The sequence below is a fragment of the Microbacterium tumbae genome, assembly GCF_054780175.1.
On the sequence record NZ_BAAGWV010000002.1, the window covers coordinates 352,694 to 366,122 of the forward strand.

General features: G+C 70.1%; 11 protein-coding genes. 8 read left to right on the forward strand and 3 right to left on the reverse strand.

Annotated features, from left to right (window positions below):
- Position 1 precedes the first annotated feature (1 nt).
- Both ACYVGQ_RS08970 and ACYVGQ_RS08975 read left to right on the forward strand, forming a co-directional pair.
- Positions 2 to 1,012, forward strand: coding sequence for an alpha-ketoacid dehydrogenase subunit beta (locus ACYVGQ_RS08970; RefSeq protein ID WP_460784284.1), 1,011 nt, complete (start codon positions 2 to 4; stop codon positions 1,010 to 1,012).
- Entirely contained in the window at positions 1,009 to 2,382 is a 1,374-nt protein-coding gene (locus ACYVGQ_RS08975; protein WP_460784285.1) for a dihydrolipoamide acetyltransferase family protein, read from the forward strand. Before ACYVGQ_RS08970 ends, ACYVGQ_RS08975 begins: the two co-directional genes overlap by 4 nt.
- Before the next feature lie 11 nt (positions 2,383 to 2,393).
- Here ACYVGQ_RS08975 and ACYVGQ_RS08980 read toward each other — a convergent pair whose 3' ends face one another.
- Complete coding sequence (locus tag ACYVGQ_RS08980) at positions 2,394 to 2,981, reverse strand: TetR/AcrR family transcriptional regulator (RefSeq protein ID WP_460784286.1); 588 nt, start codon at positions 2,979 to 2,981, stop codon at positions 2,394 to 2,396.
- A gap of 96 nt (positions 2,982 to 3,077) precedes the next feature.
- On the opposite strand from ACYVGQ_RS08980, the gene ACYVGQ_RS08985 reads away from it, so the two are divergent.
- Genes ACYVGQ_RS08985 through ACYVGQ_RS09005 form a run of 5 tightly spaced genes read left to right on the forward strand, consistent with a single transcriptional unit; the run spans position 3,078 to position 9,026 of the window.
- Positions 3,078 to 4,631 carry a carboxyl transferase domain-containing protein gene (locus ACYVGQ_RS08985; protein ID WP_460784287.1) on the forward strand — a complete coding sequence of 518 codons (1,554 nt, stop codon included), beginning with the start codon at positions 3,078 to 3,080 and terminating at the stop codon, positions 4,629 to 4,631.
- Positions 4,628 to 6,595 (forward strand): acetyl/propionyl/methylcrotonyl-CoA carboxylase subunit alpha, encoded by a 1,968-nt coding sequence (locus ACYVGQ_RS08990; protein ID WP_460784288.1) that lies wholly within the window; start codon positions 4,628 to 4,630, stop codon positions 6,593 to 6,595. The genes ACYVGQ_RS08985 and ACYVGQ_RS08990 overlap by 4 nt, the downstream gene beginning before the upstream one ends.
- Positions 6,576 to 7,724 (forward strand): acyl-CoA dehydrogenase family protein, encoded by a 1,149-nt coding sequence (locus ACYVGQ_RS08995; RefSeq protein ID WP_460784289.1) that lies wholly within the window; start codon positions 6,576 to 6,578, stop codon positions 7,722 to 7,724. The genes ACYVGQ_RS08990 and ACYVGQ_RS08995 overlap by 20 nt, the downstream gene beginning before the upstream one ends.
- Before the next feature lie 10 nt (positions 7,725 to 7,734).
- Positions 7,735 to 8,208: a MaoC family dehydratase gene (locus ACYVGQ_RS09000; protein WP_460784290.1), complete on the forward strand. Its 474-nt coding sequence runs from the start codon at positions 7,735 to 7,737 to the stop codon at positions 8,206 to 8,208.
- Positions 8,208 to 9,026, forward strand: a complete 819-nt coding sequence (locus ACYVGQ_RS09005; protein ID WP_460784834.1) for an HpcH/HpaI aldolase/citrate lyase family protein — start codon at positions 8,208 to 8,210, stop codon at positions 9,024 to 9,026. Before ACYVGQ_RS09000 ends, ACYVGQ_RS09005 begins: the two co-directional genes overlap by 1 nt.
- Before the next feature lie 180 nt (positions 9,027 to 9,206).
- On the opposite strand, the gene ACYVGQ_RS09010 is transcribed toward ACYVGQ_RS09005, so the two are convergent.
- Both ACYVGQ_RS09010 and ACYVGQ_RS09015 read right to left on the reverse strand, forming a co-directional pair.
- On the reverse strand, positions 9,207 to 9,791 hold the full coding sequence (locus tag ACYVGQ_RS09010; protein ID WP_460784291.1) for a histidine phosphatase family protein: 585 nt from the start codon (positions 9,789 to 9,791) through the stop codon (positions 9,207 to 9,209).
- A complete protein-coding gene (locus tag ACYVGQ_RS09015; protein WP_460784835.1) occupies positions 9,788 to 10,648 on the reverse strand; it encodes a Sir2 family NAD-dependent protein deacetylase in 861 nt (286 codons plus the stop codon). Before ACYVGQ_RS09015 ends, ACYVGQ_RS09010 begins: the two co-directional genes overlap by 4 nt.
- A gap of 273 nt (positions 10,649 to 10,921) precedes the next feature.
- On the opposite strand from ACYVGQ_RS09015, the gene ACYVGQ_RS09020 reads away from it, so the two are divergent.
- Entirely contained in the window at positions 10,922 to 13,414 is a 2,493-nt protein-coding gene (locus ACYVGQ_RS09020) for an Ig-like domain-containing protein (RefSeq protein WP_460784292.1), read from the forward strand.
- The last annotated feature ends 15 nt before the right edge of the window (positions 13,415 to 13,429 follow it).

The following is a 13,429-nucleotide window of genomic DNA, read 5'->3' on the forward strand; positions in this document are numbered from 1 at the left end:
GATGACCGAGATGACGCTCGGGAAGGCTCTGAGCGCTGGACTGAGGCGAGCCATGCGCGATGATGCCAAGGTCGTCCTCATGGGGGAGGACATCGGCCGGCTCGGCGGCGTCTTCCGCATCACGGACGGTCTGCTCGACGAGTTCGGCGCCGCGCGTGTGATCGACACGCCGCTCGCGGAGTCGGGGATCGTCGGCACGGCCGTCGGCCTGGCCTACCGCGGCTATCGCCCCGTCGTCGAGATCCAGTTCGACGGCTTCGTCTACCCCGCCTTCGATCAGATCGTCTCGCAGGTGGCGAAGCTCCACTACCGGACGCAGGGCAGGGTCCGGATGCCGATCACGATCCGCATCCCGTGGGCGGGCGGCATCGGCGCGGCCGAACACCACTCCGAATCCCCGGAGGCGTATTTCGCGCACACCGCCGGCCTCCGCGTGATCGCGGTGTCGAACCCCCAGGACGCCTATCGCTGCCTGCGGCAGGCGATCGCGAGCGACGATCCGGTCGTCTTCTTCGAGCCGAAGCGCCTCTACCATCACAAGGGCGAGGTCGATCTGGATGCGCCGCTCGCGGATGCGCCGCCGATGGGACTCGCGCGGGTCGTGCGCCAGGGGACGGACGCGACCGTGGTCACGTACGGCGCGATGGTCGCGACGGCACGGGATGCCGCGGCCGCCGCTGAAGCGGACGGCGTCTCGCTCGAGGTGATCGACCTGCGATCGATCTCGCCCGTCGACGTCGACACCGTCGCCGCATCCGTGCGCCGCACCGGCAGGGTGGTGGTCGTGCACGAGGCATCCCGCGAGGCGGGGGTGGCCGCCGAGGTGATCGCCGGCGTCACGGAGAGCTGTTTCGAGTATCTCGAAGCGGCGCCGCTGCGGGTGACGGGCCATGACATCCCGTACCCGCCCGCGAAGCTGGAGCGGCATCACCTGCCGGATCTGGATCGGATCCTGGACGCGGTCGACCGCGTGCTCGATCGGCCGAACAGCATGACGGGAGCGGGCGCATGAACACGGAGTTCCTTCTCCCCGACCTCGGCGAGGGGCTCACGGAGGCCGAGATCGTGCAGTGGCTGGTCGCGCCCGGAGACGCCGTCGGCCTGAACCAGACCCTCGCGGAGGTGGAGACGGCGAAAGCCGTCGTCGAGCTGCCCTCGCCGTTCGAGGGCACGGTGACGACGCTGCACGCGGGCGCGGGGGACACCATCGCCGTCGGAGCGCCGCTGATCGCCTTCGAGATCGCGGGGGAGGAGCGCGCCGAGCAAGAGAGGCCGGCATCCGAGGCCTCTCCGCCCGAGGCGTCGGGAGACGCACGGCAGGCGAATCTCGTCGGCTACGGCGCCGCTCCCGCAGGAGGCGGCCGCCCCATGCGGCGTGCCCGTCGAAGCACGGGGAGCAGCGCCGCCGCGGATGCAGTCGTGCGGGATGCGCCGCCGCACGACGCGCTGCCGGTCTCCAGCGCCGCGGAGATGACGATCGGCGAGCGCCCGCGTTCGACGCCGCCGGTGCGCGCCCATGCGAAGCGACTCGGCGTCGATCTCGCCCTCGTCGCCGCCGAGGTGGGGGACAGGGTCGTCACTCGCGAGGACGTGGAGGCCTTCGCCGAGCGCATCGGCGCGCGCAGGGGCGTCGCGAGCGCATCGGAGGAGGCATCGCCCGTCCGCACGCGGGCCGACGGGGAGCGGGAGACCAGGACGCGGATCCGCGGAGTGCGCAAGCAGACCGCGGAGGCGATGGTCGCGAGCGCCTTCACCGCACCTCACGTCACCTGCTTCCACACCGTCGACGTGACGGCGACGATGGACCTGATCGGCTCGCTGCGTGCGGATCCGGCGCTGTCGGAGCATCGGATCGGCCCGCTGGCCGTGGTGGCGAAGGCCGTGTGCCTCGCGCTGTCACGGACTCCGGGACTGAATGCGCGCTGGGACGAGGAGGCGGGTGAGATCGTCCAGCATCATTTCGTCGACCTCGGGATCGCCGCGGCGACGGACCGGGGCCTGATCGTCCCGAACATCCGCGACGCCGAGCGGCTCTCGCTCGTGGACCTCGCCGACGCCCTGCGCGCGCTCACCGAGACGGTGCGATCCGGGCGGACGAGTCCCGCGGAGCTGGCAGACGGGACGTTCTCGATCACGAACATCGGCGTATTCGGGATCGACGCCGGAACGCCGATCCTTCCGCCGGGCCAGTCCGGCATCCTCGCCGTCGGAGCCGTCCGTCCCCAGCCGTGGGTCCATCGCGGAGAGCTCGCGGTGCGCCAGGTGATGACGCTGAGCCTGTCCTTCGACCATCGAGTCGTCGACGGCGCCGAGGGCGCGCGCTTCCTCAAGGACGTCGGCGACGTGCTCGAGGAGCCGGGGCGCGCGATGCTGATGTCCTGAACGCCGTGCGATCACGCCATCAGGGCCGCATAGGCCATGTCGGCGAGGACGGACGCCGTCGCCGAACGGCCGCGCGCGGCGGACCGGGTGCTGTGCGGGGTGGAGTTGATGAGGCCGAACCCCGCCTGCACCCGCAGACGCAGCTCGTCGGCCGGAGCATCCCGCAGAGGCGACAGCGCGGCCATCCACAGATCGATGTACGTGCGCTGGAGCTTACGGACCTGCGCCCTGTCCTCCTCCGCGAGGTGGGCGAGGTCGCGATCCTGCACGCGGATGACGTCGGCGTTGCCCAGGGCGAAGTGCACATGGAAGCGGATCAGCGCCCGCATCCGCTCCTCGTCGCCGGTGGCGGACTCGGACACCTCCGTGCCGCCGACGACGAGACGCCCGCTCACGCCGACGAGAAGCGCGCCGAGCAGCGCCTGCTTGCCGGCGAAGTGACGGTAGACGGCCGGGCCGGAGACGCCGACGGCCGCGCCGATGTCCTCCAGGCTCACGCCGGAGAATCCGCGTTCGGCGAAGAGGCCGGCGGCGGCGGTCAACAGGGCATCGGAGCGCTCGGCCTTGGCGCGATCCCTGGAGGTGATCGGGGTTGTCATCTCAGTTAATGCTCACTAACCTAAATGCACGGGTTAGTGAACACTAACCGACCTGGGTGCGTGCACGCCAGTGCGTGAGTCGAGGAGGACATCACGATGTCATATACCCAGCGCCGACTGGCCGAGCGTCTGCGCGATCGCCTCGCCGAGGTCGCTCTCGGCGGGCCAGAGGCGTCGCGACGCCGCCACGTCGAGCGGGGCAAGCTCCTGCCGAGGGATCGCGTGACGCGGCTCCTCGACGAGGGGAGCCCGTTCCTCGAGATCGCACCGCTCGCCGCGGAGGGGCTGTACGGCGGAGAGGCGCCGGCTGCGGGCGTCATAGCGGGGGTCGGGCTGGTCCACGGGCGGCATGTGATGGTGGTCTGCAACGACGCCACGGTGAAGGGCGGGAGCTATCTGCCGATGACCGTGAAGAAGCATCTGCGTGCGCAGGAGATCGCTCTGGAGAACAGGCTTCCCTGCCTGTACCTGGTGGACTCCGGCGGAGCCTTCCTCCCCGCGCAGGACGAGGTGTTCCCCGACCGCGACCACTTCGGGAGGATCTTCTTCAACCAGGCCCGCCTCTCCGCCGCGCGCATCCCGCAGCTCGCGGCCGTCCTCGGCTCGTGCACCGCAGGCGGCGCCTACGTCCCGGCGATGAGCGACGAGACCGTGATCGTGCGGAACCAGGGCACGATCTTCCTCGGCGGTCCTCCCCTGGTGAAGGCGGCGATCGGCGAGGTCGTGACGGCGGAGGAGCTCGGAGGGGGAGAGCTGCACGCCCGACGTTCCGGCGTGGTGGACCACCTCGCAGAGGACGACGAGCACGCCCTGGAGATCCTGCGCGACATCGTGGCGACGCTTCCGCCCCCACCCGATCCCGCCTGGGACGTGCACGCGTCGCGCCCGCCGGCCGAGCAGTCGCCGCTGTACGACGTGGTGCCGGTCGACGTGAACGCCGCGTATGACGTCCACGAGGTCATCGACCGGCTCGCGGACGGCGGGAGCATCCTCGAGTTCAAGCCCGACTACGGGACGACGCTGGTCACCGCCTTCGCACGACTGCACGGGCATCCGCTCGGGATCGTCGCCAACAACGGCGTCCTGTTCGGCGAGTCGGCGCTGAAGGGTGCGCACTTCATCGAGCTGTGCGACCAGCGCGGCATCCCTCTGCTGTTCCTGCAGAACGTCACCGGCTTCATGGTCGGCGCCGACGCCGAGGCCGGCGGCATCGCGAAGGACGGCGCGAAGATGGTGACGGCAGTGGCCACGGCCAGGGTGCCGAAGCTCACGGTGATCATCGGCGGCTCCTTCGGCGCCGGGAACTACTCGATGTGCGGGCGGGCCTCCTCACCGCGCTTCCTGTGGACCTGGCCCGCCAGCCGCATCTCCGTCATGGGCGGGAGCCAGGCGGCGGCGGTCCTCGCCACCGTCAAGGAGGATCAGCTGACGGCCCGCGGCGAGACCTGGTCTCCGGAGGAGCGGGCGACCTTCGAGGAGCCGATCCGCGCCCAGTACGAGAAGCAGGGCGACCCCTTCTACGCCACGGCGCGACTGTGGGACGACGGCGTCGTCGATCCGGAGCGCACCCGTGATCTGCTGGGCCTCGCCCTCGACGTCGTCTCCCGCACCCCGCTGCCCGCGCCGGGCTTCGGCGTCTTCCGGATGTGATCCCCGTGTTCGGAACCGTCCTGGTCGCGAACCGCGGCGAGATCGCCCGGCGCATCATCCGCACCCTGCGCGTCCTCGGCGTGCGCAGCGTCGCGGTGCACTCGGATGCCGACGCTGAAGCGCCGCATGTGCGCGAGGCGGACGAGGCCGTGCGGATCGGGCCATCGCCCGCATCCGAGTCCTATCTCGATGTCGAGGCGATCGTGGCCGCCGCCCGCAGGAGCGGAGCTCAGGCCGTCCATCCGGGCTATGGCTTCCTCTCCGAGAGCGCATCGCTTGCTCGGGCCTGTGCGGAACAGGGGATCGTGTTCATCGGGCCGGGGATGAAGGCGCTCGAGGTGATGGCGGACAAGGCGCGTGCGCGCCGGCACGTGGCCGAGCACGGGGTGCCGATCGTGCCTGGGTTCGACGCGGCGGGAATGACGGAGGACGAGATCGCCCTGCGTGCCGCCGAGATCGGATTCCCGCTGCTGGTGAAGCCCAGTGCAGGAGGGGGCGGCAAGGGTATGGAGGTCGTCGCCGACGCGGCCGGGCTGAGGCCTGCGCTGGCGTCCGCGCAACGCGTCGCGGCGGCATCCTTCGGAGACGACGCCCTGGTGATCGAGCGGCTGATCCGCCGTCCCCGGCACCTGGAGGTGCAGGTGTTCGGCGATGCGCGCGGTCGGATCGTCGCGATCGGCGAGCGCGAGTGCACTCTGCAGCGACGGCATCAGAAGGTGATCGAGGAGGCGCCGGCCGCCGGCATCACGACCGAGATGCGCGAACGCCTCTGGGCCGAGGCCGTGCGGGTCGCGGAGAGCGTCGCCTACCTCGGCGCCGGCACCGTGGAGTTCCTCGTGGACGCCGACGCTCCGGAGGAGCTCTTCTTCATCGAGATGAACACGCGCCTGCAGGTGGAGCATCCCGTGACGGAGGCGGTCACCGGACTCGATCTGGTGGAGCTCCAGCTGCGGGTGGCGGCCGGCGAGGCGCTGCCCGCCATTCCCGCGGCGAGAGGCCACGCCGTGGAGGCCAGGGTGTACGCGGAGTCACCGGAACGCGGCTTCCTGCCTTCGACGGGCACGATCCTGCGTTTCGACGCGCCGGAAGGCGTCCGCGTGGACGCCGCCGTCGAGACGGGCTCCGAGGTGACCGGGTTCTACGACCCGATGATCGCGAAGGTGATCGCGCACGCGGGCGATCGCTCGGCGGCGCTGGGCCTGCTGGACGAGGCGCTGGCGCAGACCGTCGTGCTCGGCGTGGAGACGAACATCGCCTTCCTGCGAACGCTGTGCGCGGACGAACGTGTCCGTGCCGGCGATCTGGACACCGGTCTCATCGAGACGCTGCTGCCGTTCTCTCCGCCGGATGTGACGCCGCGGATGACGGCCGCGGCCGCCGCCGCCATGAGAAACCACGCGGAGCATGGGAAACCGCGGACGCGGGGGTTTCTCACGACGGATCTGGTTTCTCGTCGGGCGGGGGAGGCGTGGGGCATGCTGCGCGGATGGCGGCTCGCCGGGGACGAGGCCCGGGAGGACGCCCGTGCGCTCCTCACGGACGACGGCGTCCTCGTGAACGCGCCCTCGGAGCCTGCAGACACCGCCGCTCTGCCCGTCGCGCTCGCGTCGGACGGCTCCGTCTGGGTCGCCGAGGCGGGCCGCACGGTGCGCCTCCGCCCGCTCACCCGTCGGCAGCGGATGGAGCATCGCCTGGCGGCGAGGCATCCGGAGATCACGGCGACCGCGCCGGAGGCGCGTGCTCCCATGCCGGGCGGGGTCGTGGCCGTGCACGTGGCCGACGGCGCGTCCGTGCGGGCGGGCGATGTCCTCGTCTCGATCGAGGCGATGAAGATGGAGCACCCCGTGACCGCGCCGCACGACGGCGTGGTGCGGCTTCTGGTCGCGCTGGGCGATCAGGTACGACGCGATCAGACGGTCGCGCGTGTGGAAGCGGAGGGGAACGATGACCGATCTGACCGATGAGGAGAGGCAGCTCGCAGGGATGGTGCGCGAGTTCGCCGAGTCCGTCGTCGCCCCGCAGGCCTACGAGGCGGATCGCACGCACACGCTCAGCATGGACGTCGTCGCGCAGATGGGCGCGCTCGGCCTGTTCGGGCTGCCCTTCCCCGAGGAGCACGGCGGGCAGGGCGGGGATCTCATGGCGCTCGGAATCGCCATCGAGGCGCTGGCGCGGGTCGACCAGTCGATCGCCATCACCCTCGAGGCGGCCGTGAGCCTCGGCGCCATGCCCGTCTTCCGCTTCGGGAACGAGGCTCAGAAGGCCGCCCTGCTTCCGGATCTGCTCGCCGGGCGCGCCCTGGCGGGCTTCGGCCTCACCGAGCCGGAGGCCGGCAGCGATGCCGGTGCGACGAGGACGACCGCACGGCGCGACGACGGTGCGTGGGCGATCGACGGCGCGAAGCAGTTCATCACGAACTCCGGCACCCCCATCACCCGGTTCGTCACCGTGACCGCGGTGACGGGCGGGCAGGAGGGACGCAAGAGGATCTCCACGATCATCGTCCCGAACGGCACGCCGGGGTTCACCGTCGAGGCGCCGTACGACAAGCTCGGCTGGCGAGCCTCCGACACGCATCCCCTCACCTTCGTCGATGCGCGCGTCCCCGAGGAGAATCTGCTCGGGGAGGAGGGGAGGGGCTTCGCCAACTTCCTCAGCATCCTGGACGAGGGACGCGTCGCCATCGCGGCGCTCTCGACGGGAGCCGCCGAGGGATGCCTGGAGGAGGCCGTCGCCTACGCACGCAGCCGCACGGTCTTCGGAGCGGCACTGAGCACCAGGCAGAACGCCCAGTTCACGCTCGCGCGGATGCGAGCGCGCGTGCACACCGCACGACTGGCGTGGCACCATGCCGCCCGTCTCCGAGATGCGGGCCAGCCGTTCGGCGAGGCCGCGGCGATCGCCAAGCTCGTCGCCGGTGAGGCGGCGATGGACAACGCCAGGGATGCGACGCAGATCTTCGGGGGCAACGGGTTCATGGACGAGTTCCCCGTCGCGCGGCACTATCGCGATTCGAAGATCCTCGAGATCGGCGAGGGGACGACCGAGGTCCAGCTGCTGGTGATCGCGCGGACGCTGGGTCTCGCCGGGTAGCGTTGACGTCATGACGGAGATCGTCCAGCGCGGGCTGTACTTCGAGGAGTTCGAGGTGGGGGCGACGTACGCGCACCGTCCCGGTCGCACAGCGACCGAGGCGGACAACGTGCTGTTCACGACACTGACGATGAACACCCAGGCGCTGCATCTGGACGCCGCCTTCGCTGCCTCCCAGGAGTTCGGACAGCGGCTGATGAACTCGATGTGGACGCTCTCGACGATGGTCGGATCGTCGGTGGCGCAGCTCACCCAGGGCACCCTCGTCGCGCAGCTCGGGCTCGGGGACATCGCATTCCCGCACCCGCTCTTCGCCGGCGACACGCTCTACACGTCGAGCGTCGTGACGGGGAAGCGGCTGTCGTCATCGCGACCCGGTCAGGGGATATGCACGATCGCGCATACCGGGCGCAATCAGGACGACGTCGTCGTCGCGACGGCGACGAGGACAGTGCTCGTGACCTGTATGCCGGAAGGGGAATGATGACTTTCGATCTGGGGCCGGCGCTGTTGTTCTGCCCGGCGGACCGGCCCGAGCGCTTCGCGAAGGCGATGGAGCGCGCGGATGCCGTCATCCTCGACCTCGAGGATGCCGTCGCGCCCGCCGAGAAGCCCTCGGCGCGCGCGAGCATCGTGGCGGCGGCCGACCTGGACCCCGACCGCGTGATCGTCCGAGTCAACGCCCCCGGCGGAGACGCGTTCTCGGACGATCTGGAGGCGCTGACGCAGACCCGCTTCCGGACCGTGATGGTCGCCAAGGCGGAGGATCCAGCAGATCTGGACGCCTTCGGGGCGGAGTTCTCGCTGATCGCCCTGTGCGAGACGGCGCGGGGCGTCGCCTCGTCCGACCGGCTGGCGGCGCACGAACGAGTGGTCGCCCTGATGTGGGGCGCAGAGGATCTCGTCGCATCGCTGGGCGGGACGTCGAGCAGGGGCCCGGACGGGGGCTATCGCGACATCGCCCGGTTCGCGAGGGCTCGCGTGCTGCTCGAAGCAGGCTCGCGCGGGAAGGCTGCGATCGATGCGGTGCACCTCGCCATCGACGACATCGACGGACTGGTCGCCGAGGCGGAGGATGCCGCGGCGAGCGGGTTCGCCGCGACCGCGTGCATCCATCCGGGGCAGGTCGCCGCGATCCGCGCGGCGTACCGGCCGGACGCCTCGGCGGTGGCGTGGGCGGACGCCGTGCTCTCGGCCGCCACGGGGGAGCGCGGAGTGTTCCGCCATGAGGGCCGGATGATCGATGAGCCGGTGCTGCGCCATGCCCGTTCGATCCTGAGCAGGGCCGCATCCGCTCGCTGAGCGCGTTTCGACTCGGTCGCTTCGCGTCCTCGCTCAACGAGCGGGAACGGCTCGAGTCTCTTCCTCACCCCCGTTCGTTGAGCGAGCGTCCCCTCCCGTTCGTTGAGCGAGCGCAGCGAGTCGAAACGGAGTCCGTGCCGAGCGTCGCTTCGCGCCCTCGCTCAACGAGCGGGAGGGGACTCAGCCGACGACGTTCTCCAGGAGCCGCAGGACGCCGGGCGAGGCCTCGAAGCGGTGCACCGATCCGTTTGTCAGGGGCACGCCCCAAAGGGGAAGGGTCCCGCTGGACGCGTGATCCAGCAGCGAACGGATCACGCCGCCGTGCGCGACGACGATCACCGACTCGGCGACGGGCGATGAGCGCAGTCTGGACTGCCGGGCGATGATGTCCAGAGCGCCGAGGGCGCGGTCGCGCACCTGGGCGAAGGACTCGGCGCCCGGCACCTCCGCATGCCAGTCCCCGTATCTCTCGATGTAGTCGGCGACGAGCATCCCCTCGGCCTCGCCGAACTCGCGCTCGCGCAGCTCCGGCACGAGCTCCGGCTCGCCGAGTCCGATGAGTCCGGCGATGATCTGCGCCGTCTCGCGGGCGCGCACGAGCGGGCTCGCATAGATCGCGTGGTGCGCTCCGTCGGCCAGGAGCGCTGCAGCCTCGCGGGCATGGCCTCGGCCGGTCTCGTTCAGCGGGATGTCCGTCGAGCCCTGGATGCGACGATCCAGGTTCCAGTCGGTCTGGCCGTGTCTGACCAGGGTGATGAAGGTCACGTCGATTCCCCTCGGCTGTTCGGCACGGCGTCCACGAGCAGTGGCTGCAGGGCGGACAGGATCTCGCTCGTGCCGCCGGCGAGCGTCACGTCGGCCCAGGCATCCGCTCTGGTCGGTTCGCGGTTGATGATGACGAGGGGGATGCCGCGGCGCCGGGCGCGGTCGACGAGGCGCACGCCGGAGTTGACGACGAGGGACGAGCCGGCGACGATCATCGCGGTGCTGGCGCGCAGCAGCGACTCGGCGGCGCGGAAGCGGTCGCCGGGGACGAACTCTCCGAAGAAGACGACGTCCGGCTTCAGCATCCCCCCGCAGACCGTGCAGACGGGCACGACGAAGCCGTCGGCGGTCTCGGGGGTGACGTCGCCGTCCGGGTTGAGCCGGATGCTCTCCGGAACGGTGATCCAAGGATTCAGGTCCTCGATCTGGCTCGCGATGTCCCGGCGGTCGAAGACCTGACCGCACTGCAGACACGTGACCCTGCGCATGGTCCCATGCACCTCGATGACGTGGGAGCTGCCCGCACGCAGGTGCAGGCCGTCGACGTTCTGGGTGATGACGCCGGTGACGGCGCCGGCCCTCTCCATCTCGGCGAGCGCGACGTGTCCGGCGTTGGGCCGGGCATGGGCGAACGCCTGCCAGCCCAGGTGTCCGCCGATCCAGTAGCGTCGCCGGGCCGCCTCATCCGAGAGATAGCGCTGAACGGTCATCGGATCGGTCCGGACCGGAGCACCCTCGCCGCGGTAGGCGGGGATGCCGGAGTCCGTGGAGATGCCGGCTCCGGTGAGGAGGGCGATCTTCTTGCCGTGCAGGAGTTCGGCGGTGCGGGCGATGCCGGCTGACAGCTCGGCACTCATCGTCACGGTCACGGAACCTCCCTGTGCGAGTCTACGACCTGCCGGACAGCGCCTTCGCCGCGGCCGATCACGTCGCCGGTCGCCGAAGTGACGTGCTCGGGGGAATCTGACCCCCGGAAGGAGGTCATCTCCGTTCGGATCCTCCTTCGCGAACGTCGGCGCCGCTTAGGTGGGACCGATGTCCGCGCATCGCGGGCGTCGGTACTGACCTGCACGCATCGCAGCCCCCACAGGTGTGCATGCCGCGCGCGTGCATGCCCTAGAGGAGGAACTATGGCGGACAACCCACAACCAGGACATCGCAGCAGCAGGAGGATCGGCTCCGTCTTCATCGTCGGCGGTCTCGTCGCCGGATCTCTCATCATCGGTGCGCCCGCGGCACAGGCGGCGGTCGACACGATCACGGTGACCAGTCTCGGCCTCGGAGGCAACCTCGTCGCAGGCGACTGCGAGGCGTCATCGGGAGCAGGCGACTGCACGCTGCGCGGCGCGCTCGAGATCGCGAACGCGTCGACGAACCCGGACGGTGTGGAGATCGTCTTCGATCCGGCACTGTCCGGCGCAGGAGAGCTGTCTGTGACAGGCGGAGGCGGTAGCAGCATGTCGACGGAGCGCGTGGGCAACGGAACCGGCAACCTCGCCGGCGCCATCGGACCCAATGGCGCCCGGTTCGTCGTCGACTCCGTCGTTCCGGTGTCGATCGACTTCACCAACCTCGACGGGATCGCCGACGTCGACGGCTCCGGCGCCGCCACAATCCTGGTCGCATCGGATGACGTGCGGCTCTCGAATCTGGCCAACATCGTCGCCGCGGAGGCGGCGATCGCCATCAGCGGTTCGAATGTGTCGATCGCCGATGTCCAGGCGAAGGACGCCGAGACCAGCAACATGGAAGTCGGGATCGCACTGCTCGACGGCGCGGCCGACATCGCCCTCACAGATGTCGTGGTGTACAGCCCTTACTACACGAGCTTCGGCGTCGAGGCCGGGGCCACGGTCTCGAACGTGTCGATCACGGGAGCGGAGAGCCGCGGCGTTCAGGCGTGGGCGCACGTCGACATCGAGGACGGCGCCACGGTCGACGGCTTCGTAGTCTCGAACAGCGTCTTCGGCGCCGCCGAGGAGATCTCGCCGACCCACGGCTACTGGATGAACCCCGGCGTCACCGCCACCGGACTCGAGTTCGTGGACTCGGAGTTCCATTCGCCGCGCCAGAACCTCTTCTTCTTCGAGGGGGGAGCGCAGACGCTCACCGGGACCGCGATCACGGGCAACGACATCAGCGGCACCGGCGACGGAGTGCGAGGCTTCGATGCGGGCAACATCTCCCGGGTCATCGGTGACAACACCGCGCGTTGGGACGACCTCGTCTTCGCACGGAACACGATCGACGAGGCCCAGGCCGTGAAGTTCGGCGGTTCGGTCTCGAACGCGACGTTCGCGGACAACACGTTCACGAACATCAACGACGGCTCCTTCGCCGCTCTTCACCTCGGCAACGAGCTGGACGGCATCGTCGTCTCCGGCAACAGCTTCGACGACATCTGGGCGGTGGACACGATCCGCGTCGAGGGCACGAGCGCGACGGATGTCGTCATCGAGGACAACACGCTCGAGAACCTCACCGCGAGCGTGAGCCGCTCGGCGATCCGTATCGACGTGGCGGGCTCGGGCAATATCGTCCGAGACAACACGCTGACGCAGGACATCGCGGATTCCTCGCTGCCGGCGGACATCGACAACCACTGGGCGATCTACAACTCGGCGAACGCCTCCGACGTCACGACGCCGGTGGGCTGGTCCATCGTCAGGAACGCCATCGACGGCTTCGGCGGCAAGGACCGCTCTCAGGCGCCCGTCGTGCACAATGCGCGCGGCATCCTCGATGTCGTCGGCAACACCTTCGGGCCGAGCACACGCGGAGGCGTCACGACCGATGTCGAGCACTCGGCGTACTGGTTCCTCTGGAACGTCGGCGACTCCGTGAGCAACGACACGGTGCAGACGTTCCGCGTCGGAGAGCCGTCGTTCGATGGCGAGAACGCGACGTTCACGGCTGTGCAGCCCGATCCGCTGATCGGCAACAATCCTGCGACGGGTCCTGTGACCCTCCACGTCTACTGGACGGCCGCGGACAACGCCGAGGAGTACCTCGGGGCGATCGAGGACGTCGACGCCGACGATGTCGTCACCATCCCGACCACTCACACGGACGGCTTCCTGCGCCTGCAGACGGTCGATGCGAACGGGTTCGTGTCGCAGTATTCGAGTCTGGACCCCGAGGCACCGAGCGTCGTTCCCGCTGCTCCGCTCGTCGTCTCCGTCACCGAGGACGCGGTGGAGGGCACGGGAACGGCCGGGGCGACCGTCGAGATCCGCACCGCGGACGGCGATGTCACGGCCACGGCCGAGGTCGACGAGAACGGCGCCTGGACGGTTCCTGCCGACCTGCTCGTCTGCGGCACCGTCTACACGGCGGTCCAGATCGTCGACGGCGTCGAAGGCGATGCGACCGAGTTCGCGACCGTCGCGTGCGACACCGATGCGGAGGCGTCGGCGGACGCGGACGCCGACGGCGGCTCGTCCGCGGCGGACGATACTGACGCGGACGCGGACGGCGGGGCAGCGGACGCGGACGGCACCGGGGACGGGGAGCTCGCGACCACCGGTGGCGGAGCCCCGATCGGGCTGGCGCTCCTCGCGATGCTCACGGTCGCGGCGGGCGCTGGACTGGTTGTTCTGCGCAGGCGCCGTCAGCTGAGCTGATCGCTTCGCACCGTC